Source organism: Actinomadura sp. NBRC 104425 (assembly GCF_030269545.1).
Taxonomy (GTDB): domain Bacteria; phylum Actinomycetota; class Actinomycetes; order Streptosporangiales; family Streptosporangiaceae; genus Spirillospora; species Spirillospora keratinilytica.
This window is the reverse complement of the sequence record NZ_BSTN01000022.1, coordinates 56,683-80,866: the sequence shown is the minus strand read 5'-3', so window position 1 is coordinate 80,866 and position 24,184 is coordinate 56,683. Positions and strand designations below refer to the sequence as shown.

At 70.1% G+C, this 24,184-nt stretch carries 23 protein-coding genes and 2 pseudogenes; 14 read left to right on the top strand and 11 right to left on the bottom strand.

Annotated elements, in window-relative coordinates:
- Positions 1 to 10: 10 nt before the first annotated feature.
- Entirely contained in the window at positions 11 to 148 is a 138-nt protein-coding gene (locus tag QSK22_RS26015; protein WP_285497005.1) for a hypothetical protein, read from the top strand.
- A gap of 5 nt (positions 149 to 153) precedes the next feature.
- Positions 154 to 1,116, top strand: coding sequence for a sigma-70 family RNA polymerase sigma factor (locus tag QSK22_RS26010; RefSeq protein WP_285497004.1), 963 nt, complete (start codon positions 154 to 156; stop codon positions 1,114 to 1,116).
- A 91-nt stretch (positions 1,117 to 1,207) separates the two neighbouring features.
- On the opposite strand, the gene QSK22_RS33855 is transcribed toward QSK22_RS26010, so the two are convergent.
- The 4 genes from QSK22_RS33855 to QSK22_RS25990 all read right to left on the bottom strand — a co-directional run bounded on the left by QSK22_RS33855 (position 1,208) and on the right by QSK22_RS25990 (position 5,017).
- Positions 1,208 to 2,119 (bottom strand): alpha/beta fold hydrolase, encoded by a 912-nt coding sequence (locus QSK22_RS33855; protein ID WP_352231486.1) that lies wholly within the window; start codon positions 2,117 to 2,119, stop codon positions 1,208 to 1,210.
- Between the two features lie 278 nt (positions 2,120 to 2,397).
- A complete protein-coding gene (locus QSK22_RS26000; RefSeq protein ID WP_285497002.1) occupies positions 2,398 to 3,501 on the bottom strand; it encodes an XRE family transcriptional regulator in 1,104 nt (367 codons plus the stop codon).
- A complete protein-coding gene (locus tag QSK22_RS25995; protein ID WP_285497001.1) occupies positions 3,501 to 4,208 on the bottom strand; it encodes a hypothetical protein in 708 nt (235 codons plus the stop codon). The genes QSK22_RS26000 and QSK22_RS25995 overlap by 1 nt, the downstream gene beginning before the upstream one ends.
- Positions 4,209 to 4,261: 53 nt before the next feature.
- The gene (locus tag QSK22_RS25990) at positions 4,262 to 5,017 is read right to left on the bottom strand and encodes an alpha/beta fold hydrolase (RefSeq protein WP_285497000.1); all 756 of its coding nucleotides are present in this window, start codon (positions 5,015 to 5,017) and stop codon (positions 4,262 to 4,264) included.
- Between QSK22_RS25990 and QSK22_RS33850 the strand changes: the two are divergent.
- Positions 5,016 to 5,381: pseudogene (locus tag QSK22_RS33850) on the top strand (HAD domain-containing protein); the annotation flags it as partial. The gene QSK22_RS25990 and the pseudogene QSK22_RS33850 sit on opposite strands and share 2 nt — an antisense overlap.
- 16 nt (positions 5,382 to 5,397) lie before the next feature.
- A complete protein-coding gene (locus QSK22_RS25985) occupies positions 5,398 to 5,640 on the top strand; it encodes a hypothetical protein (RefSeq protein ID WP_285496999.1) in 243 nt (80 codons plus the stop codon).
- 39 nt (positions 5,641 to 5,679) lie between these two features.
- Here QSK22_RS25985 and QSK22_RS25980 read toward each other — a convergent pair whose 3' ends face one another.
- Positions 5,680 to 6,615, bottom strand: coding sequence for a carbohydrate kinase family protein (locus tag QSK22_RS25980; protein WP_285496998.1), 936 nt, complete (start codon positions 6,613 to 6,615; stop codon positions 5,680 to 5,682).
- A gap of 137 nt (positions 6,616 to 6,752) precedes the next feature.
- Here QSK22_RS25980 and QSK22_RS25975 point away from each other — a divergent pair, with 137 nt between their 5' ends.
- Together QSK22_RS25975 and QSK22_RS25970 are read left to right on the top strand one after the other, a co-directional pair.
- Positions 6,753 to 7,967: an FAD-dependent oxidoreductase gene (locus QSK22_RS25975; protein WP_285496997.1), complete on the top strand. Its 1,215-nt coding sequence runs from the start codon at positions 6,753 to 6,755 to the stop codon at positions 7,965 to 7,967.
- Positions 7,968 to 8,077: 110 nt separating this feature from the next.
- Positions 8,078 to 9,340, top strand: a complete 1,263-nt coding sequence (locus QSK22_RS25970) for a sialidase family protein (protein WP_285496995.1) — start codon at positions 8,078 to 8,080, stop codon at positions 9,338 to 9,340.
- Between the two features lie 157 nt (positions 9,341 to 9,497).
- On the opposite strand, the gene QSK22_RS25965 is transcribed toward QSK22_RS25970, so the two are convergent.
- The 4 genes and pseudogenes from QSK22_RS25965 to QSK22_RS25950 all read right to left on the bottom strand — a co-directional run.
- A complete protein-coding gene (locus QSK22_RS25965; RefSeq protein WP_285496994.1) occupies positions 9,498 to 10,391 on the bottom strand; it encodes a hypothetical protein in 894 nt (297 codons plus the stop codon).
- A gap of 76 nt (positions 10,392 to 10,467) precedes the next feature.
- Positions 10,468 to 11,307 (bottom strand): SAM-dependent methyltransferase, encoded by an 840-nt coding sequence (locus tag QSK22_RS25960; protein ID WP_285496993.1) that lies wholly within the window; start codon positions 11,305 to 11,307, stop codon positions 10,468 to 10,470.
- Between the two features lie 74 nt (positions 11,308 to 11,381).
- A complete protein-coding gene (locus tag QSK22_RS25955; RefSeq protein ID WP_285496991.1) occupies positions 11,382 to 11,777 on the bottom strand; it encodes an LVIVD repeat-containing protein in 396 nt (131 codons plus the stop codon).
- Positions 11,778 to 12,645: 868 nt separating this feature from the next.
- Positions 12,646 to 12,910: pseudogene (locus tag QSK22_RS25950) on the bottom strand (transposase); the annotation flags it as partial.
- 116 nt (positions 12,911 to 13,026) lie between these two features.
- On the opposite strand from QSK22_RS25950, the gene QSK22_RS34075 reads away from it, so the two are divergent.
- The 3 genes from QSK22_RS34075 to QSK22_RS25940 all read left to right on the top strand — a co-directional run bounded on the left by QSK22_RS34075 (position 13,027) and on the right by QSK22_RS25940 (position 15,330).
- On the top strand, positions 13,027 to 13,347 hold the full coding sequence (locus QSK22_RS34075; RefSeq protein ID WP_502872365.1) for a ScoMcrA-related endonuclease: 321 nt from the start codon (positions 13,027 to 13,029) through the stop codon (positions 13,345 to 13,347).
- The gene (locus QSK22_RS34070) at positions 13,290 to 14,213 is read left to right on the top strand and encodes an HNH endonuclease (RefSeq protein WP_502872364.1); all 924 of its coding nucleotides are present in this window, start codon (positions 13,290 to 13,292) and stop codon (positions 14,211 to 14,213) included. Before QSK22_RS34075 ends, QSK22_RS34070 begins: the two co-directional genes overlap by 58 nt.
- A gap of 127 nt (positions 14,214 to 14,340) precedes the next feature.
- The gene (locus QSK22_RS25940; RefSeq protein WP_285496989.1) at positions 14,341 to 15,330 is read left to right on the top strand and encodes an SRA domain-containing endonuclease; all 990 of its coding nucleotides are present in this window, start codon (positions 14,341 to 14,343) and stop codon (positions 15,328 to 15,330) included.
- A 477-nt stretch (positions 15,331 to 15,807) separates the two neighbouring features.
- On the opposite strand, the gene QSK22_RS25935 is transcribed toward QSK22_RS25940, so the two are convergent.
- Positions 15,808 to 16,482 carry an ATP-binding protein gene (locus tag QSK22_RS25935; protein WP_285496988.1) on the bottom strand — a complete coding sequence of 225 codons (675 nt, stop codon included), beginning with the start codon at positions 16,480 to 16,482 and terminating at the stop codon, positions 15,808 to 15,810.
- A 904-nt stretch (positions 16,483 to 17,386) separates the two neighbouring features.
- Between QSK22_RS25935 and QSK22_RS25930 the strand changes: the two genes are divergently transcribed.
- The 4 genes from QSK22_RS25930 to QSK22_RS25915 all read left to right on the top strand — a co-directional run bounded on the left by QSK22_RS25930 (position 17,387) and on the right by QSK22_RS25915 (position 19,431).
- Positions 17,387 to 18,280, top strand: a complete 894-nt coding sequence (locus QSK22_RS25930; protein ID WP_285496987.1) for a helix-turn-helix domain-containing protein — start codon at positions 17,387 to 17,389, stop codon at positions 18,278 to 18,280.
- Positions 18,240 to 18,449, top strand: a complete 210-nt coding sequence (locus tag QSK22_RS33845) for a DUF397 domain-containing protein (protein ID WP_352231483.1) — start codon at positions 18,240 to 18,242, stop codon at positions 18,447 to 18,449. The genes QSK22_RS25930 and QSK22_RS33845 overlap by 41 nt, the downstream gene beginning before the upstream one ends.
- Before the next feature lie 78 nt (positions 18,450 to 18,527).
- Positions 18,528 to 18,713, top strand: a complete 186-nt coding sequence (locus QSK22_RS25920; protein WP_285496985.1) for a DUF397 domain-containing protein — start codon at positions 18,528 to 18,530, stop codon at positions 18,711 to 18,713.
- A gap of 535 nt (positions 18,714 to 19,248) precedes the next feature.
- Positions 19,249 to 19,431, top strand: a complete 183-nt coding sequence (locus tag QSK22_RS25915; protein WP_285496984.1) for a hypothetical protein — start codon at positions 19,249 to 19,251, stop codon at positions 19,429 to 19,431.
- A gap of 204 nt (positions 19,432 to 19,635) precedes the next feature.
- Here QSK22_RS25915 and QSK22_RS25910 read toward each other — a convergent pair whose 3' ends face one another.
- A complete protein-coding gene (locus tag QSK22_RS25910; RefSeq protein WP_285496983.1) occupies positions 19,636 to 22,701 on the bottom strand; it encodes an AfsR/SARP family transcriptional regulator in 3,066 nt (1,021 codons plus the stop codon).
- Between the two features lie 180 nt (positions 22,702 to 22,881).
- Here QSK22_RS25910 and QSK22_RS25905 point away from each other — a divergent pair, with 180 nt between their 5' ends.
- Positions 22,882 to 24,102, top strand: coding sequence for an MFS transporter (locus QSK22_RS25905; RefSeq protein WP_285496982.1), 1,221 nt, complete (start codon positions 22,882 to 22,884; stop codon positions 24,100 to 24,102).
- Positions 24,103 to 24,184 lie beyond the last annotated feature (82 nt).

Below are 24,184 nucleotides of genomic sequence, written 5' to 3'. Positions count from 1 at the left end.
CATGGTTCGCATGAGGATGGAAGCCGACGAGACCCAGCTCCGCGAGCAGACCCGCGAGGCGGTGTTCTGCGCCGGGAACATCACCGTCGGCGCCTCGACCGAGCCTTACCGAGCCTCGTCCGGACGCCGTCGCCACGACCGAGGGTGAGCAGGGTGGCCCGCACCTACCAGGATTATCCGCGTTACGAGCCGTCAGGCCCCGACGAGGAGCGGGACCTGCTGGGACAGTACCTGTCGCAGATCGGCGCGACGGAGCTGCTGACCGCCGAGCAGGAGGTTGAGCTGTCCAAGCGGATCGAGGCCGGGCTGTACGCCCGCCACCTGCTCGACGCGGGGCGCGCGCCGCGCACGGTCGACGCCACGCGCGGGGAGCTGGAGGCGCTCGCCCGGGACGGCCGACTGGCCAAAGACCACATGATCAGGGCCAATCTGCGGCTCGTGGTGTCGGCCGCCAAGAAGTACGCCGGCCGCGGGCTGCCGATGCTCGACGTGATCCAAGAGGGCAACCTCGGGCTGATCCACGCCGTCGAGAAGTTCGACTACGCCAAGGGATACAAGTTCTCCACCTACTCGATGTGGTGGATCCGGCAGGCCATTGGCCGCGGGCTGGCCGACAAGGCCCGCACCGTCCGCCTTCCCGCCCACGTCCTGGAGGAGCTGACCCGGCTGGCGCGCATCGAGCGCCACCTGGAGACGGCGGGCCGTGAACCGACCGCCGAGGCGGTGGCCGCCGCCGCAGGCCAGCCCGTCGACCGGGTCGTCGACCTGCGTCAGGCCGCGCGCGAGACCCTCAGCCTCGACACCATGGTCGGCGAGGACGGCGAGACCCGCGTCGGCGACCTGATCCCCGACGCGACCACCGTTCCGGCGTCGGAGATGCTGGAGTTCGAGAACCTCGCGCAGGAGCTGCGCGCCCTGGTGGGCGAGCTGCCGCCGCGCGAGGCCCTGATCCTGACCCTGCGGTACGGGCTGCAGGACGGCCGTCCGCACACCCTTCAGGACATCGCCGACCGGATCGGCCTCACCCGCGAACGCGTCCGCCAGCTGGAGAAGGGGGCGCTGGCGCGCCTGCGCGATCCGTCCCGGTGCGATCCTCTGCTGGCCTGGGTGAGCTGACTCCCGGACGCACCCGGTGCCGTGCGCCGGGAATGCCAAGCGGAGGATCGCCGAGAACCTCCCTGGGTAATGCGATCATCGCGTACAGTAATCAAGTGGTCTCGTCGGGGTGCCGTGTCTCCCGTCGTTCGGTAAGCGGACATCCGATCGGCGGATTCCTATCCCGCGGGGCTTGCCCACCGCATCGCGTCCGGAAGGCCGGCGGTCTTTCCGTCGACCCCCAGGTCGTCGGCGCATGGCCGGTGCGGTGGGCGTTCGTCCTGTTCTCGGCTATGCCGCGGCGTCGGCGCGCCGCCACAGGTCCCGCAGCGCGTCGTTGACGAGCGTCGGCTGCTCGGTGTGCGGATAGAACCCGGGGACGCGCAGGCGTTCGGCCCCGATCCGGTCGGCGATGAAGTCGGCGGCGGCCAGCAGCGGCTCGCCCGCGTACCGGCGATAGGCCTCGGGGGCGCCCTCCCGCGTGCCCGTGATGATCAGAGTGGGCCACGGGGCGTCCGCCAGCGGCTGGAGGGGCACCTCGGCGTCCCAGCAGGGGCGTTTCGCGCATCGCCGCCTTCACGGCCCGCAGCCGCTCGGGGGTCGGCTCGGGCATGGGCAGGCCGAGCCCCTCGGTGGACATGCGCAGATACTCTTCCGGCGACAGGTCCGGGGGGAGTTCCGCGGTGGCCTGGCGGCTGCGGTGTAGCGCCTCCGCCACGACCGGATGGTCGGCCGCCGGGCGCAGGGCCCCGGGCTGGATGAGCGTCAGCGAGCGCACCAGGTCCGGACGGCGGGCCGCGGCGAGCATCACGGCCACCCCGCCGTAGGAGTGCCCCACCAGGTGCGCGCCGCCGGGGACGCCCGTCAGCAGGCCGACGATGTCGTCGGCGTCCACCTCGTAGTCCGTGCGGTCGATGTCCGGGCTGGCGCCGTGCCCGCGCCGGTCGACCATCAGCAGCCGGTAGGCGTCCGCCAGCGGCCGCTGCGCCCCGAACCCGTACCGGTCGTCGGTGCCCCACGTCATCACGCCGTGCGCGAAGATGGCCGCCGCGCGCGCCGAACCGTCGCTGTCGTCCCACACGGTCACATGGATGTCCGTCATCACACCCCTCTCCGTTGAACGGTGTCCGATGCAATTACAACAAACGTTCGATATGAGGCTGGGGCTGTGCGGTGGCCGGGGCTGTGCGGTGGCTGGGGCTGTGTGGTGCCCCGGGCTGTGCAACAGCCCGGGCCGCGCGGTGGCGCGATCTCGTCGAGGCTGACAGGTACGCCGAGCCCGGTGCGCGGGCGGGAGAGCGACTAGCGGGAGCGCGTGGGGACGAGGAGGTCGAGGTCGGCGCGGGTGACGTGGGCGCGTTCGGCCAGTTGGTCGCGGTCGATGCCCGCCTCGCCGGTCAGTTCCACGGCGCGGGTGAGCATGGTGGGGCCTTCCAGTGGGTGGGCGGGGCCGGGTTCCCGGCGGCGCCAGCCCCGTCGGCTCATGGCGCTCATCGCGTTGCGGTACGCGGTCTCGGTCATGATGCCCAGCGTGCGGGCGCGGAACAGCAGGGCGGCCATGCTGACGCCCCAGACGGCCCTGAGGTCGGCCAGGCGGTCCCAGTCGGCGGTGCGCGGAAGCTGGTCGGCGATGTCCTCTTCGGGCATGAGGAACTCGGCGGCGAAGCGGTGCGCCTGGTCCTCGATGACCTTGCTGCCGGGTTCGGCGTCGGCGTGCATGACCAGATGGCCGAGTTCGTGGGCGCCGTCGAAGCGGTTGCGCCAGTAGTCGCCCTTGGCCGGGTTGAACAGCACCATCGGACGCGGGTGGGCGCCGATGCTGAACGCGTCGACCCGCTCGGTGGACGGCGGCAGGATCAGCACGATCACGCCGTGCCGCTCCAGCAGCCGGACGACGTGCGGGACGGGGCCGGGCACGTCCAGCAGCGCCTTGCGGGCCAGGCGCGCCGCCTCCACCGGGCCGGGGCCGGCGATCTCGTCCGGCGGCACCGGGTACTCGGGCAGGTCGGCGGGCGGAAACTCCACCAGTTCCTCGAGGGCGGCGACGATGTCGGCGGCGATCCGCCCGAAGGCCAGGGCCTGGTCGCGCTCGATCTGCGTGGCCGAGCGCAGGGACCGGAAGTGGGCGTGCGCGGTGTCGAGCGTGACGGGGCTGCGTCCGGCGTGGAAGAACTCCACCGGCACGCCGAGCGCGATCGCCAGCCGCGACAGCGTGCCCTCGGACGGCGTGTGCACGCCGCCCTCGTAGCGGCCGATGGCGGCCGGGGTGGTGCCGACTGCCTGGGCGAGCTGGTTCTTGCGCAGCCCGCGCAGCCGGCGCGCCAGGGTCAGCCGTTCGCAGTCGAACAGCCGCCGCGCCTCGGCGAGCCGCCTGGCCGTGCGGTCATCGGTGGTGAGGTCGTTCACTAGGCCGTTTCGGTGCTCGTCCGTCTCCTCGCAGTGCCGTGCCGCCGCCGCTTCGGTTCGCGCAGGCGCACGGGGGCGTCCGCCTCGTCGTCGGTCCACAGCGGCAGGGTGGGCTCGACGAGCTTACGCCGAGGATCGGGGCCGAGGGTGTCGTCGTTGAGCGGCCGCAGCCAGTGCCAGGCCGGGCCGCCGTCGGCGTTCAGCCGGGGACGCCCCAGGTACAGCTCCATCTCCAGCGGCTCCTCGGTGGCGCTGTGCGCGAGGACGAGCGTCACCACCTCGGGCGTGTCGCGTACGGGGGTTATGCCCAGATCGAGAGCGAGCTGCGGGTCGTCGGGGAAGTCCTGCCGCGCCACGGCCTGCTTGGTGGGGCTGTCGCGGTCCCAGCGGATGGCCCGTACGGCGCCGAACTCGTGCCGTTTGAGCAGCACGCGGTACCGCCCGTACCGCCACCCGGGCGAGTTGTTGAGGTTGTCGCGCACCACCGCCGGACGGTCGCCTTCCGGGCGGCGGCCGATGCGGAACACCCGGTCGAGCCAGCTCTCCAACACGTCGAAGGACGCGTAGCCGAACGAGCGCTCCTTGAACCCCGCCGAACGGCTCAGCGAGCCGAAGACGGCCAGCGTCGCCTCCCGGTGCGCCTCACGCGCCGCATGCAGGAAGCCCGCCGCGTGCAGCTCGTCCCACGCCTGCTGTTCCTCGCCCATGCCGCGACTATAGACACGCCCACCGACGGTTTTACTCGGCCGCGGCGCGCGGGTCAGGCCGCGAGGAAGTCGGCGATGGCGGTGCCGAGGTCGCGCTTGGTGACAGCGCTCATGTGGTCGCCGGGAATCTCGGCGTACTCGCCGTACAGGAGGGAGTCGGCGAGGGCCTCGGCGGAGCCGTTGTCGTCGTCCTTGGCGCCCGCCAGCACGAGCATCGGGACGGTGATGCGGGCCAGCTCCTCGGGGGAGGTGTCGACGAAGGAGTCCAGGAGGCGCAGCAGCGCCTCGGGGTCGCCGCCGACCGTCTTAAGGAACGCCTCGGCCTTCCACGCGGCCGAGCCGCGTTCGTGCTTGCCCAGATTGGTCAGGACGTGCCGGAAGTGGGCGCTGCGTCCGCCGGCGTTGACGATGCCGTTCAGGCCCATCCCCGCGACGATCGCGCGGCGGGGGGTCGCGCCGCGCGCCAGCATGCGCACGACGGTGCGCGCGCCCAGCGAGTAGCCGCCGAGGTCGTAGTCGGTGAGGCCGAGGGCGTCCAGCAGCGCGAACCCGTCGTCGGCCAGCACGTCGGGCGGGTAGGCGGAGGGGTCGTGCGGCTTGCCGCTGTCGCCGTGCGCGCGCAGGTCCGGCATGATCACGCGGTGGCCGCGCGATGCCAGCTCGGCGGCGTGGCCGTAGCGGATCCAGTTGACCGTGGCGGTGGAGAAGTAGCCGTGGATCAGCACCAGCGGCCGCCCCTCGCCCACCTCGCGGTACACCAGGTCGACGCCGTCGCGGCCCTGGAAGTGACGGACGGGAAGATCAGTCATGCGCGGCTTCCTTGTCGGATCGACCCACGGTGCGACCCCATGGTTCGCATGGTGCCGACCCGCCAGCATAGATGCCTCTGCACCGCCGGTACGTTGGCGGGGTGGCGCGGGGACTCGGCGGTGCACCCCGGCCGGCAGCAGGGCCTCGGCGCGTCCTCCGCTGTACCTCGACGTGGACGGTGTGCTCAACCCCGAGAACCCGTGCGAGGCCCACAGGTTCGCCGAACACGCCGTTGGGAGACTGACGGTCCGGGTGTCGGAGCAGCACGCCGCATGGCTCGCCCGGCTCGGCGAGACCTACGACCTGGTGTGGGCGACGACATGGGAAGGTCACCCCAACGAGTACATCGCGCCGTTGCTGGGACCCCGAGCTACCGTACGTGGACTTCCCCAGCTACCGGGCCCGGCCGGACGATCCCAGGTGCCCGCCGCTGCTGATCCCCCGCATGCGCAAGTGGGCGCCGATCCTGCGGCATGCGGACGGACGCAGGTTCGCCTGGGTCGATGACGTCATGCCCATGCGGGTCAGGAGGCAGGCGCTCCTCCACAGGGGCATGTTGCTGGTGAAGGTGCGACCGGGGGACGGCCTGCGGTGGCGCCATGTGCGCAGACTCCTGCACTGAGGGCCGACCGGTCGTGAGGCCGACCCGGTCCGCCCGGGCCTACTCGTCGTGCGGGGACGGCGCGGCGGCCTGGAGTTCGGCGGCGGTCGGCGGGTCGGCGCCGACACGCGTGCAGGTGATGGCGGCGGCCGTGACGCAGCGGGTGAGCACGTCCGTCAGTTCCTCGGCCGATGGCGGCACGAGCCGGTCGCCGGTCGCGGCGCCGGAGGCCAGAGCGTCCAGCAGGGCGGCCTGGAAGGCGTCGCCGGCGCCGACGGTGTCCCTGACCTCGACGGACGGCGCCGGGACGCGCACCTGCGCGTCGGCCGTGAGCGCGAACGCGCCGTCCGCGCCGAGCGTGACGACGACCAGCCGGGCGCCGCGGGCCAGCAGGTCGCGGGCGGCCTGCTCGGCGGGTGTGCCCGGGTAAAGCCAGGCCAGGTCCTCGGCGCTGGCCTTGACGACGTCGGCGGCCTCGGCGAACCGGTCGCAGACGGCGCGGTAGGCGGCGCGGTCGCGCTGGACGGCGGGCCGCACGTTGAGGTCGACGGCGACCGCCGTGCCCGGCCGCTCGCGCACCCGGCGGCAGGCGTCCAGCACCTTGGCCGCGCCGGGCTCGACCACCAGCGCCAGCGAGCCGGTGTGCAGGACGGCGGTGTCGGCGGGCACGCCCAGCTCCTGCGGATCCCAGGCGGCCAGGAACTCGTAGCTCGCCGAGCCGTCCTCGCCGAGGTAGGCGAGGGCCACCGTGCTGCGCTCGGCGGTGCTCGGCGCGCGCCGCACCTCGACGCCGATGCCGTCCAGATGGGCGCCGATCAGCGCGCCGGGCGGGTCGTCGCCCCAGGTCGTCACGAGGGTGACGGGCCGTTCGAGGCGGTGCAGCCCGACCGCGACGTTCGCCGGGCTGCCGCCGGGCACCGGCAGCACCTGCGCGGCGCCCGCCTTCCAGAGCAGGTCGACGAGCACCTCGCCGACCACGGTCACGCGTCTGCGCATGGTCGTCCTCCGTTCGATTGCGGCCGCCAGTCGGCAGGCTAGTCCGTCCCGCATCCTCTCGCCATCCGAGAAGGTTGACATCAACTAATCGACTGCACATAGTTGTAAGCAACTATTCGCGCAAAGGGGGATGCGACATGACGACGGTGCGGACCGCGCTGGTCATCGGAGGCGGCATCGCCGGTCCGGCGGCGGCGATGGCGCTGCGGCGGGCCGGAATCGAGGCGGTCGTGTACGAGGCGTACGCCGAGTCGGCGGCAGACGGGGTGGGCGCCATGCTCGGCATCGCCCCGAACGGCATCGAGGCGCTGCGCATCATCGGCGCCGACGAGGCGGTGCGCGCCGTGGGCCAGCCCACCCGCAACATGCTCATGATGGACGGCCGGGGCAGGCGGCTCGGCGCGTTCAACGCCCCGCAGGGCCTGCCGCCGGGCGTCGCGCTGTGGCGCGCCGACCTGCATCGCGCCCTGCGTGACACCGCCCTCGCCCAGGGCATCGCGTTCCGGTACGGCAAGCGCCTGGTCGGTGTCGAGGAGAGGCCCGACGGCATCACCGCGCGGTTCGGCGACGGCACGACCGCCACCGCGGACGTGTTGATCGGTGCCGACGGCATCCGCTCGACCGTCCGCGCCCTCATCGACCCGGACAACCCCGGGCCCGAGCACGTCCCGCTGCTGAACTTCGGCGCCGTGGCCGGCGCGACCGTCCCCGGCGACACGGAGAACATGTACTTCGTGTTCGGCAGGCGCGCCTTCCTCGGCTACTGGCCGCAGCTCGACGGCACCAGCGCCTGGTTCGTCAACCTCCCCCATCGGGAGCGGGTGACGACCGCCGAGGCCCGGCGCACGCCTTCGGAGGAGTGGCTGCGCCGACTGCGCGAGGCCGTCGGCGACGAGACGCCCGGCCGCGCCCTCCTCGCCCGCACCGACCCGAAGGATCTGATCGTGCTCGGCACCATGGGCATCATGCCGAGCGTGCCGCGCTGGTACCGGGGCCGGATGGTGCTGGTGGGCGACTCGGTCCACGCGCCGTCCCCCAGCTCGGGGCAGGGCGCGTCACTGGCCGTGGAGAGCGCCGTCCAGCTCGCCCGCTGCCTGCGCGACCTGCCGGACGTGCCGTCGGCGTTCGCCGCCTACGAGCGGCTGCGCCGTCCCCGGGTGGAGAAGATCGCCGCCCGCGCCGCCAAGACCAACGGCACCAAGGCGCTCGGCCCGGTCGGCGCCGCGTTCATGCGGCTGTTCATGCCGATCGCGACCCGCACGTTCCTCAGCGGCGAGAAGACGCTCGGCCCCGAGCAGCGCTACCGCATCGACTGGGACGCCCCCGCCTCCGCGTTGGTGAACTCCGCCTGAATTTTGATCAAGCCACTCCGCGCTGGGATGTTCGCCGCGTATCGTCCTATTTGATCGACTTTCGTAGGGGATGGGCTGTTCGGTGGGCCCGCCCCGGGAAGCGAGGAAAAATGAAGACGGTGCTCCGGGGCCCGGCCCTCCCCTCGGCGGCGATCCTGTTCGCGGGGACGGCCCTCGTCGGCGTGACGGCCGCTCCGGCGCGGGCGGTGGACGACCCGGCGAAGTCCGCCACCCCCGTCCATACCGCCACGGTGCTGTTCAAGGGCGGCCACAAGGAGTCGCTGAACGGGATCACCTACCACTCCTTCCGGATCCCGTCGATCGTGCGCACCAAGGCCGGCACGCTGCTGGCGTTCGCCGAGGGGCGCGCGTCCAGCAACAAGGACTGGGGCAACATCAACCTCGTCTACAAGCGCAGCACCGACAACGGCGCGACATGGTCGGGCCTGAAGGAGGTCGTCGGCGCGGGGCAGGGCACCTGGGGCAACCCCACCCCGGTCATCGACATGCAGACCGGCACCATCTGGATGTTCATGTCGTGGAACCCCGCGGGCTACAGCCAGCGGGGCGGCTACGACCCCGACACCGGCACCACCACCACGCCCATCACCAAGTGGGGCGACCGCCGCACCTACCTGATGCGCAGCACCGACGACGGCCTGACGTTCAAGGGGCTGGACGGCACCTCCACCCCCACCGATATGACCGAGGCGCTCACCCCCAAGAAGAAGGCCAACGGCGCCGAATGGGCGTGGGACGCGATGGGGCCCGGCAACGGCATCTACACCCGCGAGGGCCACCTGGTCGTCCCCGCCCAACACCGCAACATCATCAGCCTCGACCACGGCCAGACCTGGCAGGTGCAGAAACTCGGCGAACAGACAGGCGAGGCCACCATCACCCAGCTCACCGACGGCACCCTCTACCGCAACGACCGCCCCACCACGTCATCGTGGGAGACCGCCAAACGTCGCTGGGTCTCACGCGGTAGCGCCACCGGTACGTTCTCCGCCTTCGCCCCCGACACGACCCTGCTCGACCCCCAGTGCGAGGCGTCGGTGCTGCAGTACAACAACGACGCTCCGGCCCGCACCATCTTCCTCAACCCGGCCAGCACCGTGCAGCGCGCGAACAAGATGCGCGTGCGCATCAGCTATGACGGCGCCCGCACCTGGCCCGTCAGCCGCCCCCTCAGCGACGGCCCGCTGCCCGCGGGGGCCGGCACGGAGGGCGGCTACTCCAGCATGGCCAAGACCTCCGACTACCGCATCGCCGCCCTGGTCGAGAGCAACCTCGACACCTCCAACAACGGCACGTCCTACCGCTCGATCATCTTCCGCAAGTTCAACCTCTCCTGGATCCTCAACGGCTGACACGCCCGCCGACGTCGAAGCGTGGGAACGAGACCGGAAACCTCCCCGGTCTCGTGGTCCCGGCATGACGCCCTGCGGACGCAACTGGTCCGCGACGCGGACGGCGAACCCCGCTACGAGGTTGCGCGGTCGGGCCGGTGAGGATCGCGCCCTGGGGTCAGAGGCGGCCGTTGCGGCGCAGGACATCCAGGGCGCGAACGGTGGCGTGGCCCCGCCAGTCCAGGGCGCCCGCGGGCGAGATCTTGGCGTAGTCGACGGTCCAGCCGCCGTCCTCCTGCTGGAGCGAGGCGAGCCGGTCCAGGTCGGCCGCGATGACGTCCGGGGCGAACAGCGCGCGTGCCGGACGGTCGGGCAGCGGCGCGAAATCCAGCGGGTGCAGGGTCTCCTCCTCGGTTCCGCCTTCCACGCGCATCCGCCCGTCCGCGGGGATGTACCGCCGCACACGCTCGAGGAGTTCGGCGGCCTGCTGCGGGTGCGTGTCGTGCGCCGCGTCCAGGAAGCGGACGACGAACGCCAGCACGTACGCGTGGGGCGTCTCCTCAAGGGACCCGACCGCGTCCAGACAGTAGCGGGTGGCGCGCTCCAGCCACGGGTGCCCGGCCACGGCCGGATCGTGGGCGGCGACGCGGTGGGCGGCGGCCGCGGTCACCGACGTGATCTGCAACGAGGACACCGTGGGGTCGCCGCCCGCCCACCACGGCGCAGTACCGGCGGTGGTGGACAGCGGCAGGACGAACGGCAGGCCCCCGTCCGGCAGCGTGACCGCCTGCAGCCAGTCGCACAACGCCCCCGCCTGAGGGGCCGTGGCCGGGGCGATGTCCTCGAACACCTCGAAGGCATGCAGTGCCGCCCCGGGCTGACTCTCGGGCGCGCGCAGGTCCGGCTCCAGGCCCCACCCGTAGCCGCCGTCGGCGTTGCGATACCCGTCGAGGGCGGCGAGCACGGGCGCCGGATCGCCGTTTCCGGACGTCAGCAACTCGAAACGGCGGCGGTCCAGGACACGCGCATGCGTGGCCATGAACTCGCCGGCTGCGGAAACATCGATGGTCATGCCCACAGCATGCGCTGGCACAGCCCCAGGGGTCTTGTAGGAAACGGTCACCGCCGATTCAGCCCACGCCGGCCGGTCAAGGCTTGCGGGCGACGCCGCCGAACGAGTCGATCGGCTGGAGCTCCTCGATGTCGGGGAACTCGGGACGCCACAACGGCGTGGACACGACACCCGGCTCCACCAGCTCCAGGCCCTCGAACAGTGACTCGATGAACTCGGGAGTCCGCGCGTGGTACGGCACCGTCCCGGCCTCGGCGCACAGCCGCAGCGCCTCGCCGCGGGCGGTGGCCTCGGCGGGCGTCCACTCGTTGACGCCCAGCACGTTGGTGCCGTCGTTGACGGCCACGTAGCTGCCGGACGGCAACGCGTCGACCAGGCGCCGCACGACGCCCCGGGGATCGTCCTCGTCGGACACGTTGCCGACGATGCCGAGCAGCAGCAACCCGATCGGCCGGGTGAAGTCCAGCACCGCCCCCGCCTGCTCGATGATCGCCTCGGGTTCCCGTATGTCGGCCTCCAGGTAGGCGCACTCGCCCTCCGGAACGCTCTTCAGCAGCGCCCGGGCGTGCGCCACGACGAGCGGGTCGTTGTCGACGTACACGACCCGGCTCTCGGGGGCGTCCCGCTGAGCCACCTCGTGGGTGTTGTCGACCGCCGGAAGCCCGGTGCCGATGTCGAGGAACTGCCGGATGCCCTGGCCGGTCATGAAGTGCACCACCCGGACCAGGAAGGCGCGCGACTGCCGGGCGACGTCGGCGATCTCCGGATACACCTCCATGATCCTCTTGCCGACCTCGCGGTCGATCGGGTAGTTGTCCTTCCCGCCGAGCCAGTAGTTCCACAGCCGGGCCTGGTGGGGCCGCGTGCTGTCGATGGGCGCGGCGGACCTGGGCGACGACGTGCTGCTGTCGGTCATGACGACCTTCCGGACTCTGTGACAACCCTCGACGGCCACCGTAATTCGGAGCCAAAGGGACAGAGAAGGGCAAGTCAGGAATCGTCCGCCGTCGGTCGCGCCACCTGCCGAGGCTGCCCGCCGTGGTCACAGCCGCGGACCAGCGCAGAATCCACAGCCCTTTTCTTGCCGGAGATGCAGACGAGGCCACGGCGGTCCACGACGACGTCCTCGATCCGCACGACCAGGTCGCCCTCCGGCATGGGACCGTATCTGCGCGTCGGCTCCGGCGGGATGAAGTAGCCGACCTCACGCGGCAGCCGCACGTCCGACACGTCGTACACGCGCGGCCCCGCGTTGAAGTGCGCGATGTAGAACAGGTTCCCCTGCCGCTGCACGTCGGGATGGTGCCGGTGGTGGTTGATGTTGTGCGGACCGCTCCAGCCGCCCCGGGAGGCGAAGTCGTCGTAGGGAGCGTCGACCCGCGGCACCGGCGAAGGGAACGTCGACAGCAGCCACGGCTCGGCCGGGTCGGGATGGACGCGTGCGGGGCGGGCCCCCTGCTGTACGACACGTCCTCGGAGTCGGCAAACGCGATCCCGCGCCCCGGCAACGGAAGGACGCCGTGCACACCGAACCGCGAATGGAACGGCGGACTGAAACCGCGAGAATCCGCTTTGCACAGGGCAGCCCGACGACGTCACCGACTCCGGCGACCCGATCTTGGAGGTCGACCACATCGACGACCGCGCTGGTTGGGGTCGTGATCACTCGAGCAGATGGTCGCCCTCTGCCCCGACCGCCACGCCACCAAGACAAGAGGCCGCCTCCGCGACCTTCTCCGCGCCGAAGCCAATGCTCGACATAAGGTGTGGACGTCCCCTATGAGAGATCTGGAAAAGTCTCCTTGGTGATCTGTAGCAGCTCTGCGGCCGCCGCGTGATCTAGCTGTAGCGTTTGGCTTGTTTTCTTTTCTGATTGACGGGAGTCTGACCCATAGGTGCTGAGCTGCAGAAGGTCGCCAGTGGAGGTTGATACCTTCTGGTAGCCACACTCAACTTCAGTGGGATGGGGTCTTGATGAGTTAGAGGTGCGAAAAAATTCTCTGATACGTGCCATAGCTAATATTATGCCAGTCCCGTTCCCCAGTGTCGAGAATCTCGTGCGGACGATGTCGGTCCGACCGTGTGATCACTGAGACTGTTCTGCGGAGGTGAACTTCCCCGTGCTTAGGCAGTCTCGGGGTAAGTGCGCACTGCCGTACTTCGGCCGGACATTCACCCAGTGGTTCGGGCTCGCGTTCCAACAGTGCGGACTCGACGCTACGCCCCAAGTTGTTGAGGTCCAAAAGATTGTGTCAGGATGCCTGGCCTCCAACAAATCCACCACGCGCGCGTGCTGGGCGAGCACCTCATCGGCGGCAGGCTGGTCGAAGATCGTGGCACCAGCGTCGCCACCCACGGCTGAGCCGACTTGGGGACCTTGGTCACATGGTTGCGCAGATAGTGGGTGCGGCACCGCTGCCAGGCCGCCCCCCAGCAGCCCCCGGCAGCGTCGCCCTCACCGCCTCCACCAGCCCGGCGTGGGCGTCGGAGATCACCAGCTGGACGCCGGCCAGGCCGCGGCGACATCGACGCTTCTAGCGGGCGCGACATCCGCCCAGGTGACTGGTATCAGCTTCCAAGCCCGCGAGCGACACAGCCGACCTATCGGAAGAAAATGTCCCAACTCTAACATAGTATCGCCCGTACGAGACTGTCGGCGATCACCCGTGAGGCCGTCCTGGACGCCATCGCCGAATGTGACCGCCTGGGTTGGGAGCGTTTTCTTGAGCGGTACGGCTATGAGCCCGCCCGTAGCTACTGGCTGCACCACAACGGCACGTACTACGACTCCAAGGCCATCGTCGAGGTGGCGTACCGCCACGTCTCCGGTGAGCCTCTTGCGGCCGCTGACTCCTCCGGCGGCCAGCAAACGGTCGGCCGCCTCCTCGCCAAGCTCGGATTCGAAGTCACTGTGGCAAACCCTCGACACCCCACCAACGACTACTCACAGCTGTGAAAAGACTACGCGTCGCTGGCACTCCGGACGGCCCCGCCCGACACCAGCCACTTACCCTTCTCTGGGCCTTGGGGCGCGCCGCTCACCGCCGCCCCCGCTTGGTGGCCTGGGAGGACAGTCACACAGAACTGCGTGGCCTGCTCCGTGAATACGGTCGGCCTAGCTCAAGACCAAGACCGGATTTTCCTTGGCTGGCTTTGGCGCGCACTGACCTTTGGGAGCTCCACGGCCACACCGGCGAGATCCCACCTGCGAGCGGTGAGCCGATCAAGTGGATGGAAGCACACAATCCCCACGGCGGCCTCACCACCTGGGCCTACGAACTGGCCGCCAGCTCCGAGACGGCTCGCGCCGCCGTCATCGACGAAATCGGCAACCGCTTCTTCGATGGCACCTGCCCCGAGTCGCTGCTCAAGGACGTAGGTCTTCTGCCATCCCGCTCTGCCTGTCCACCAGTACAGCCACCGAGCCTCGCCGAGGAGTATCTACGCCTCTGCCGCAAGGTCGAAGCCGCCGAAGCCCACGGCGACCACGACCGCACGACAACCGACATCCGCACCCAACCCGTCCGATCCGACGACTCGAGAAGGGCAGTTCTCCTCCGCAGCAACGGTCGCTGTGAGAACCCCCTCTGCGCAGGCCAACCCGACGACGTCACCGACTCCGGCGCCCCGATCCTAGAGGTGGACCACGTCGACGACCGCGCCGCCTGGGGCCGCGACCACCCCGAGCAGATGATCGCCCTCTGCCCCAACTGCCACGCCACCAAGACCAGGGGCCGCACCCGCGAAACCCTCCGCAACCTCCTCCGCCACGAAGCCCAGTCCCGCCACCGCACTTGGATTGCGCAGGTTGCCAGTACCTGACCAGCCCTTCTGCCCTGCCAACGTGCTGCGACACGTCCTCGGCAGCGCTCTATGCGCCCCGGTCTGGCCGGGCGGGAGGGCATGAGGCTTCTGTGCTCGATGTCCATTATGGTCTAAAGTTCGGGACATGGGTGATGTGCAGATTGTGCTCGGAAAAGTCCAGACTCGGGCAGAAATCGTCGAGCAGTTGGGAGGGAGTCCTCAGGGAGGGATTTGTCCGTCGGGCAAGACGCTGAACGTGTTGATTTACACGGATCCTGACGTCGGGGAGGCGCGGGGGTACCACGACGGGTGGCTAGCGGAGGAAGACGAGTACGGACCGGTGTTTGAGTACACCGGCCACGGCCAGGGCGATCAAACCTTCGAAGGGCCGCTTGGTAGAGGCAACCTGGCGATCCTGCAGCACGTTGACAAGGGGCGAGCGCTGCGGTTGTTCAAGGCAGTCGGCAAGGTTCCCGGCACCGAAACCAAACTTCAGCGTTACCTTGGACGCTTTGAACTAGACAGCATCCAGCCGTATGTGGTGCGTGCAGCACCCAACGATAAGGGCGAAATGCGGCGGGTAATTGTGTTCCGCTTGCGGCCCGTTGGGGAGGAATTCGAACGGCGGGATGAGGACGCGATCCCACCGGCGGCGGAAACCGAGGCGATCGCTGTTGCGGCTGATGTGACCACCAGCGCGATCGTTGAGCCGGAGAGAAACAAGAAGACCAAAAGCTCTCGGTCCGCGGCCCCCAAAACGGTGGCAGAGCGACGAGAAGCCGAACTGGCGGACAGGTTCCAGGCGTTCATGGGCGCCAAAGGGCGCAAGCTGAAGCGCTTCCAAATTAAAGTGCAAGGCCTGACAGGTACCCTGCTGACCGATCTGTATGACGAGCAGGCGCACGTGCTTTATGAACTGAAGGGCGCCAGCACGCGCGAGGCAGTGCGAATGGCGATTGGCCAGTTGCTGGACTACAGGAGGCATGTTAAGCCCGCTGCGCCCCAACTAGCGGTGCTTTTGCCGGAGGAACCCCATGCCGACTTGCGCGCTCTGCTGGAGTCGCTAGGGATTGCTCTCGCCTACTGGGATGGCAAAACCTTTGTCGGCGTTCCCGGCCTCGATGCTTCCGCCTGATCACGTACAGGCCGTGGCGTGTCGTACGGGGTGGTGCAGGACGGACTTGGGTGGGTGGCTCCAGTTGCAGGAGGAGCGGTGCATGCGGGATGTGTAGTAAGGAGGTACCTCTAACGTCCTGGTAGTCAGGGGATGGCTCGGGCGAAACCGTGAGTTGGAAGCAACAGGTAGCGGCCGAGGTGCTGCGGGGCAGTGGTGGGCTGAGGGCTGCGCTGCCGGAAACCCCTTGGGCGGCTGGTGGACTGCCATCCGGCTGATATCGCGACCGGGGCGCCCCGCAGGTTTGAACTGGAAGAGGCGGTGTAACCGCGTGGGCGTGTTGTGGCTACATCTCGGGTGGTAGGGGCGCAGGGGAAGGTTGCGGTCTCTATGGGGTGAGCCGAAGGGGCCCGGTCGGGTGAGAGCGCGACCGGGCACCCCTCGGTAGTGGGCTGGTTGTGCGGTGCTGTCGGCGGGAGGCGTGGACGGTCGGTGAGGTCAGTGCGGGTCTGAGTCCGCGGCGTGTTGTTCGTGGTGGTGCAGGACGGACTCGGTGACCGACTCCAGGTCGAAGAACGGGGGGCGGGCGCGGTCGGCGTTGCCTGGCTTGAAGGCGAAGGCGCGGGGCTCTATCCACACGTTGAGGTCCGGTGGGACGCGGAGCAGGTAGACGCCGTTGAGGCCGCCGCGCAGTTCGATGGGGACGCCGCGAACCGTGAGCATGTCGGCCAGTCGGCGGGCCGCCTGGGCTGGTGTGACGTCGGCGGCGTAGGGCCTGAGCCAGTTGCGCGGGAGAGGGAGCGCGCAGCGGACGGCCTTGCCAGGTGTCGGGGATGCGGCGAGGCGTGCACGGGTGAGGTGCACGTCCCAGCCCGCCGTCACCGCGGAGACGATCGTGAGGCCATTTCCGTGTTCCTCGAAGGCGTCGCCGTCTCTGCGGCCGTTCTTCCACTGCCGACAGGTGTCGAAGACGGATACGACCAGTTGCGGCTTCGGGCACAGGCGTGCGTACGTCCACAACTCCACGGTCCTGGGCGACTGACGTGGCCCATCGCAGGTGGCGTGGACGAAGGCGTTGGTGGCCAGTTCGCTGACGGCGAGAGCCGCGGCGTCGATCAGGCCGCCGTGCAGGCCGGACGAGACGAGCGTGGAGGTGAGTAGTGACCTCGCCATCCCCGCACAACTCGCTTCGACGGGCAACTGCCAGGCGTACGCGCCCCCATCCTGAAGTTGGTAGAGGCGATGGGTCATCGCAGGCGCCCCTTCCTTGTGGACGCGACGGCGGAGCCCGCCGACTTTGGCCTGGGAGCGCTGTGCGGTGACAGCAGGCAACGCAGGAAGGCGCCGAGCGTCTTGCGGCGGCGTGGCTTCTCGTGGCGTCCGCAGGTCGGCGCCATTGGGTTCCTGTGCCTGTGTGGCTGGGAGGGAGCGCTTCGATACTGGACTCGGGGCGCGGACCTGGGGATCCGCCGTTGAGGGAACGGCATCCGGGCGGCCTGGCGAGTTGTGGCTTCGAGTCGGCGGCTCAGCTGGGCGGGGTCTGTCGCGCTGATCAGGTGGTGCCGTCCGCCTCGATCCAGCGTCAGTGCCCAGTACTCACCCGTGAAGTCGCCGTACCAGATGGGGACTGCCGGGAAGCGTGCCTGGAGCTGGGCCACTTCATGGTCGGGGTCCAGGCCGGTCACGGCCCATGGCGACGCAGTCGTTACGACATCCATGAGACGCCTCGCCGCGCGTTCGCCGAGTGCTGCCGGAATCGGCAGATGGCCACGGGGTTCGGCCTGGACTTCGTAGGATTGCTCATTGATTGAACCTCCACAGTTCGATCAAGGCCCCGGCCGGTGATGCCGCACCGCGTCCGGGGCCGCCTCATACCGGCGGTGCCCCTCGCCGACGTGCTCGAGCACGATCAGTCGGCGATCCATGTCGGTGTCAGTGTGTGATCATCCGAATCCTCTCCGTGTTCGTACTCATCATGGCGTGCGTTGGCTCACCCGTCCATGAACTTGTTCATTTTCCTCTGACGTTCTTCCGGGGATCGCTGTAGTTGATCACTTGGCATGGGACACTCGGCGCCATGGCCACCGAACAGAGTCCGACAGTGCGGCATCGCCGCCTTGCTCGACAGTTGCGCCAGTGTCGCGAGCGTTCTGGTCTCAGCATGGAGAGCGCTGCCGCGGCGCTCGGTTGGAGTCGTCCCAAATTGGTCCGTTTTGAGACCGCTAAGACCCGCCCGAAGCTCAGCGATGTCGCTGCGATGCTTGAGCTTTACGGATGCGATGAAGCGATCAAGCTCGCCCTCATGCAACTGGCCAGGGACATCAGGAAGCGCGGCTGGTGGTCTGCGTTCGGCGATGTACTCGCTGGCTCATTCGCGGAGCTTGAGGACGACGCCGTCCAAATCCGTGCTTGGGAGGTCCAGTTCGTGCCGGGGCTGCTTCAGACGAGCGACTACGCGTTGGCGGTCATTCGGGCGGGGAACCCAGATGAGCCTGAAGAAGTCAACCTTCGCCGCCTACAGGCGCGTATGGCGCGACGAGCGATCCTGGAACGGCAGAGTGCTCCGGCGCTGGTTTGCGTCCTGGATGAGGCAGTGCTCAGGCGTCCGGTCGGCGGTCCCGAGGTGATGGCGCGGCAACTTGACGCGTTGGTGGACGTCGGCAAGAAGCCCAACGTCAGCATCCGGGTCATGCCGACGGGGATTGGTGAGCATGCTGGGATGGACGGGCCCTTCGTCATCCTTGGCTTTGACAGCCCTCTTGATCCTGACGTCGTCTACCTCGAGGGTATGGGCGGAGAGATCTACCTGGAGGATGTAGAGCAGGTCAGTCGCTGTAGTGTGAGGTTTGACCGCATATGCGATCAGGCGCTCTCTGAGCAAGAATCGGCAGCACTGATCAAAGACATCGCCAAGGAGTACCGCAAATCCCATGGGTCCTCAGCTTCACCCATCGCATCTCCACTGGCGTAAGGCCAGCCCTAGCAGCGCCTCAGGCAGCAACTGTGTCGAGGTCGCCGACATGCGGGGCTTGATCGCGATCCGTGACTCCAAGGATCCGGACGGTCCGCATCTTGTCCTTACGCAGAGTGCCCTGCAGGGTCTGATACGCCAAGCCCGCAGCGGTGAACTCGACTTGTGACGGGGACTCAGAATGACGACACCTACGGTCTCCACGGCGCGGCGTAAGAGCACGCGCAGTCGGCAGCAAGGAGCCTGCGTGGAAGTCGCGTGGCGCAAAAGCGTGCGTAGTAACGCTGGGCAGGGCTGCGTTGAGGTGGCGCGGCTTCCCGATGCGATCGGTGTACGAGACTCCAAGGACCCGAACGGCCCCAGGCTCTTCGTCAACTTGATGGCCTGGCAGGAGCTGCTTCGCCGGATGCGTTGCGGCGAGCTTGATCTTTGACGAGGGATACGCCGCACCTGACGCCTCCTGTGCAAGGCCGTCGTTCGGGCGCCGAGGGTGGTCGTCTATGCGACTCGATCCCTCCTGAGCAGAGCCGCGGGGGCGCCCGGCGGGCGGCGGGCCCGGTACGGACGGTGGCGGTGCCCGGCGACCGCAACGATCTTGTGCTGCTGGACGGTTCCGAGCTCGTCGCCGCCGTCGTCGAGCTCGCCGAGAACGCAAGCTGACGGCCAGGACCGTGCGGACGCGGCGAGCGATGACACACGCCGACTGGAGGGCCGAGGGCGGATTTCGATGCGCATTTGCGGAGTACATGGCGGCGGAGACGGGGCTTTACGGCGGTGCAGCCCATGCCCTTGGTGTTTCCGGCAGAGGAAGGAATGGCGGCGTGGTGACTGTTGAGGATGGGCGGCGAGTGGCTTCGGCGCTGCTCGGACTACCGAGCACCTGATACGGAATCGGGTGAGTTCAGGGTGGGGCGGATCGTGTATGTCGCGCTCTCGCGGGACGAGACCGTTATGGGGTTCGCGTTTCCTTGGAGCGGGCGGCGCTCGCGGCGTCCGACCCGGAGAAGTTGCCTGAGCCTTCGGACGAGCGTTTCGACTGGGAGCGGGCGCGGCTCGCCGAATTGGACACCGGAGAACGCGCGAAGATCGTCACGGAGGCGTGGCGGATGGTCGTGCCGAAGCGGGTGGCCGCCGCGCACTTGGGAGAGTGACGCCGCGCACGCGGCGGGTCCTCCAACGAGCAGGAGGCGGGGGAGTTTCGGTAAGCGATTGGTAAGGGCCGGTTGGCAGGATGAGGGGTGTCGGAGGTGGTCGAGTGCTACGGGGACGTACTCGATCACCTGGGGAACGTAACGAGTGTGCGCGGGCCAGGCCCGGGGCGGGGGCGGACGGTGGACGCCGAAGCGGGGCGGCGTTCATCGTTCGTTGAGCAGGGCGGCTGTTTCTTTGGCCGCCGCTGTGTCCCCAAGGCGTTCGTAGACGCTGAGGGCCTCGCTCCAGGCCTTCCGGGCCGCCTCCTCGTCGCCGTTCTCGCGGTGGGCCTGCCCTAGGAGGCGAAGCGTGGACGCCAGGAAGGAGTGCCAGCCGCGGGCGCGCCAGAGGCGCACGGACTCCTCCAGGTTGGTGACGGCGTCGGCGTACCGGCCTGCGGCGAGGTCCAGTTGGCCCAGGACGGTCATGGCGTCGGCGAGATGATGCTCCAGGTTGTGGCGGCGGCTGAGGTAGACGACCGAGTTGGCGGTCGGGAGGGCGCGCTCGTCGCCGAGGGCGGTGTACAGCTTGGCGAGGTAGAGCAGCGAGAACGCCTCGGCGTAGTGGTCCTTGAGCTGGTGGGTGATGCGCAGGGACCCGACGAGGAGGGCGTGGCCGCTCTCGATGCGGCCCGTCAGGCAGTAGGCGGCGCCGAGGAACTGCATGGCCGTCGCTTCCAGACGCGGGTTGCCGTGGAGGCGGGCGAGTTCCAGGCAGCGTTCGAGATGTTCGGCGGCCTGTTCGGGGCGGGCCTCCCCGTAGGCGACGCCCATGACGTGGTGGGCGCGGGCCTCCCCGCCGAGGTGGTCGGTCTCCTGGGCCAGGCGGAGGGCGCGGCGGGCCGTTTCGAGGGCCAGTTCGGAGTCGCCGCGGGCGGTCAGGCCCCAGCATTGGGCCACCAGGGCGTCGGCCATTCCGCGTCGTTCGCCCACCTCGGCGAACAGGCGGTACAGGCGGGTGGACTCGTCGTAGGAGGTGCCCATGGCGTCGCCGGGACGGTCCATGGACAGCCACGTCGTCATGTCGTTGAGGCCGCGGAGCAGGACGGCCTCGCCGAGGCGGTTGCCCTTGGCTGCGCACAGCGCCATGGCCTTCTCGTGCAGGGGTATCCAGTCCTGCGCCAGGCTCCGGACGTCGAGGTACTTCTCCATCGACGCGGCCAGGTCGAAGGCGTAGTCGTCCAGGCCGAGGGCGCAGGCGTGTTCGACGGCTGCGGCCATCGCGGCGCGTTCGGCGTCGAACCAGGCCATGGGGTCGGCGAGCAGCCGGTCGGTCACGTCGGCCGGGAGTTCGTGGCGGGGTGCGTCGCCGTGGATGGGGGCGTAGCAGGGGCCGGGGACGCGTTCCGCGGCGCGTTCGGCCAGGGCCAGCCAGGCGCCGAGCGCGCGTTGCACGGCCGCCAGCCGGGCGTCCTCGCTCTCCTCCTCGATGGCGCGTTCGCGGGCGTAGATGCGGACGAGGTCGTGGTAGCGGAGCCGGGTCCAACCGTTGGCGTCGGTGCCGGACACGACGAGCAGCTGGGCGTCGACCAAGGTCTCCAGGTGCGTCTGGGCGTCCCGGTAGGAGCCGCCGAGCAGCGCCGCCGCGACCCATTCGGCGAAGTCGGGGGCCTCGAGCAGGCCGAGCAGGCGGAACAGGCGGCGCGTCTCGTCGGGCAGCCGCAGGTAGCTGAGCCGGAAGGAGGCGCGGACCGCCAGGTCGCCCGCGGTCAGCTCGTCGAGGCGGTGGCGGGCGTCGCCGAGGCGGTCGGCCAGCCAGGCCAGCGTGCGGTGCCGCCGGCGGGCCAGGCGCGTCCCGGCGATGCGGACGGCCAGCGGCATGTGCGCGCACAGGCGGACGACGTCGGCGGCGGCCCGCGGTTCGGCGGCGACCCGCTCGGGTCCGATGATGCGGGCCAGCAGCGCGACGGCCTGCCGCTGGTCGAAGACGTCCAGGTCGATCCGGTCCGCGCCCTCCAGGCCGGCGAGCGGGACGCGGCTGGTGACCACGACCGCGCAGCCGGGGGCGCCGGGCAGCAGCGGGCGCACCTCGCCCTCGTCGGTCGCGTCGTCCAGCAGGATCAGCACCCGGCGGCCGTTGAGGACCGTCCGCAGCAGCGCGGACCGGTCGTCCAGGGACGCCGGGACGTCCTGCCCGCTGACGCCGAACGCCCGCAGAAAGCCGCCGAGGACCTCCGCCGGGTCGACCGGGGCGCCGTCCGGGCGGCGCAGCCTGGCGTACAGCTGTCCGTCGGGGAACCGCGCGGCCAGTCGGTGTGCGACGTGCAGGGCCAGCGTGGTCTTGCCGACTCCGCCCAGTCCGGTGATCACCGTGACCGGCGAGTACTCCCGGGCGGTCAGCAGGTCGGTCAGCGTCCGCACCTGGTCGTCGCGGCCGGTGAAGTCGGGGACGGGCGGCGGAAGTTGCGCCGGCACGGGCGGCGGGGCGCGGGAGACGCCGAGGGCCTCGGGGGTGCGGCCGTCCTGGGCGAGTGCGGCCAGGTAGGCGGCCTGCATGCGTTCTCCCGGGTCCACGCCCAGCTCTTCGGCGACGCTCTCCCGGTACGTCTGGTAGCGGCGGAGCGCCTCGGCGGTGCGCCCGTCGGCCGCCAGCAGTTCGACCATGCCCGCTTCGAGCCGTTCGTCCAGCGGGTGCGCCTCGGCGAGGGCGGCGAGGCGGTCGAGCGCGGCGCCGGCGCGGCCCGCCGCCGCGGCCGCCGTGGCCAGGTCCGCGGCCGCCGTGGTGACCTCCTCCACCACCGACCGCAGCAGCGGGTCATGCGCGTCCAGCGTCGGCAGGTCGGCCAGCAGCGGCCCGCGCCACAGGGCGAGCGCCGCCTCCAGCAGCTCGGAGCGTTCCCGGGCGTCGTCGGCGTCCTTGGCCTGGGCTGTCAGGGCGCGGAATCCGCCGAGGTCGACGGCCTGGCCGAAGCGTCCGTCGGGGAACGTGAGGCGGTAGCCGGAGCCGTAGTGGTCGAGGCTCCAGGACGGGGCGGGCGTCGGGTCGATCCGGCGCAGCCACTGCCGCAGCCGGGAGACCGCCACCTGGACCGAGCCCGGGTTCACCTCGTCGGGACGCTCCCGCCAGACCAGTTCGACGAGCCGGTCGGCGGGCACGGCGCGGCCGGCGGCGACCAGCAGGACGCCGAGCAGGCCCCGCAGGATGGGTGAGCGGGGCGGCCGCACCGGGGCGCCGTCCGCCTCGATGAGCAGCGGACCGAGCACGCCGAACCGCAGCCTGGCACTGTTCACCCGCCGCCTCCGTCGTTGAGCCGGCCCGGACCGTTCGGCCGGTGAGCGACCACGGCACTCCTCGCCTATACCGCTACCAGGTATAACATGACTCGGATTCCACTCACGAGTCAGGAGCGGGACGGACGCATGCGCGGCGCGGTCGGCTCAACCTCGGCGGAGGACGATTTCCCAGCTACGGTGCAGGAACACGCGCTCGTGGGCGCGCCGCCGATCCGGCGGGTGCGGGGCGCGATCTATCTCTGTTACGCGGGCGAGGCGCTGGCGTTCTCCGCCGTGATGGCGCGGATCCCGCACATCCAGCGTTCGCACGGGTTGAGCGACCAGGCCATCAACGTGCTGGTGGCGCTGGTGCCGGTGCTGGCGGTCGCCGGGGGGCTGTTCGCGGCCAGGCTGAACGGGCGGGCGGGCTCCGGCCTGGTGCTGCGGTGCGCCCAGCCGGTCTTCTTCGCCGCGGTCGTCCTGCTGGGCGCGGTCCCCGGGACGGGTGCGCTGGTCGCCTCCGTCGCGCTGTACGGCGTGGCGATGGGGGTCGTGGAGGCGGCGATGAACGCCCAGGCCGTGGCGATCGAACGGCACGCCGGACGGTCGCTGGTCAACGGGTTCTTCGCGGTGTGGAGCGGTGCGAGCATCGCCGGCTCCCTGTGGATCTCCTTCGCCAACGGCGCCGGGCTGTCGCTGCCGGTCGGCTTCGCGGTGCCGGCGGCGATCGGCCTGCTGATCGCGGTGGCGACCGTCCGGCTGCCGCTGCGCAAGGACGCCGAGCGCTCGATCGCGCAAGCGGCCGAGCAGCGCGCGGCGCGGCGCCTCCTTGAGGCGGGCGAGCGCGGCGGCGTGCCCGCGGTCGGCGTGCCGTGGCGGCCGCTGCTCGTCCTCGGCGCGGCGCTGGCATGCGCGTACGTCGCCGAGGGGGCGATCTCGGGATTCGCCGTCAAGTACGTGCGCGACGAACTGGGCGGCGCGGACACCGTCGCCCCCCTGGCCATCACCGCGTTCGCGGCCGCGACCGTCACGGGACGGGCGGTCGCCGACCTGGTGGTGCGCCGCCGGGGCCCGGCCTGGCTCATCCGTGGCGGCGCCTTGCTGGCCGCGGTCGGCCTGGCCGCCGCCGTCCTCGCACCGGCCCCATGGGTCGCCATCGCAGGGTTCGCGGGCGCCGGACTCGGGCTGTGCTCGGTCGCTCCCGGCGCGTACGCCGCCGCGGCCCGCCACGACCCGATCGGGCAGGGCGTCGCGGTCGCGCGGGTCGGCGTCTTCAACTACCTCGGTGCCGTGGCTGGGACGGGGTTGGTCGCCGTGCTGGCTCCGGTGTCCGGGTACTGGGCGTGTTATCTGGTGGCGGCTGTTCTCGTCCTGGTGATCATTCCTTTGGCGGGGCGCTTCGCCCCGCGTCCGTCCTGACCCCGCCCGCGTGGGACGTGCCGGAGCGTTAGATTCGCGTCGCCTTCCGTGAAAGGGGCACGTCATCCGGCCCCTCCGGGGA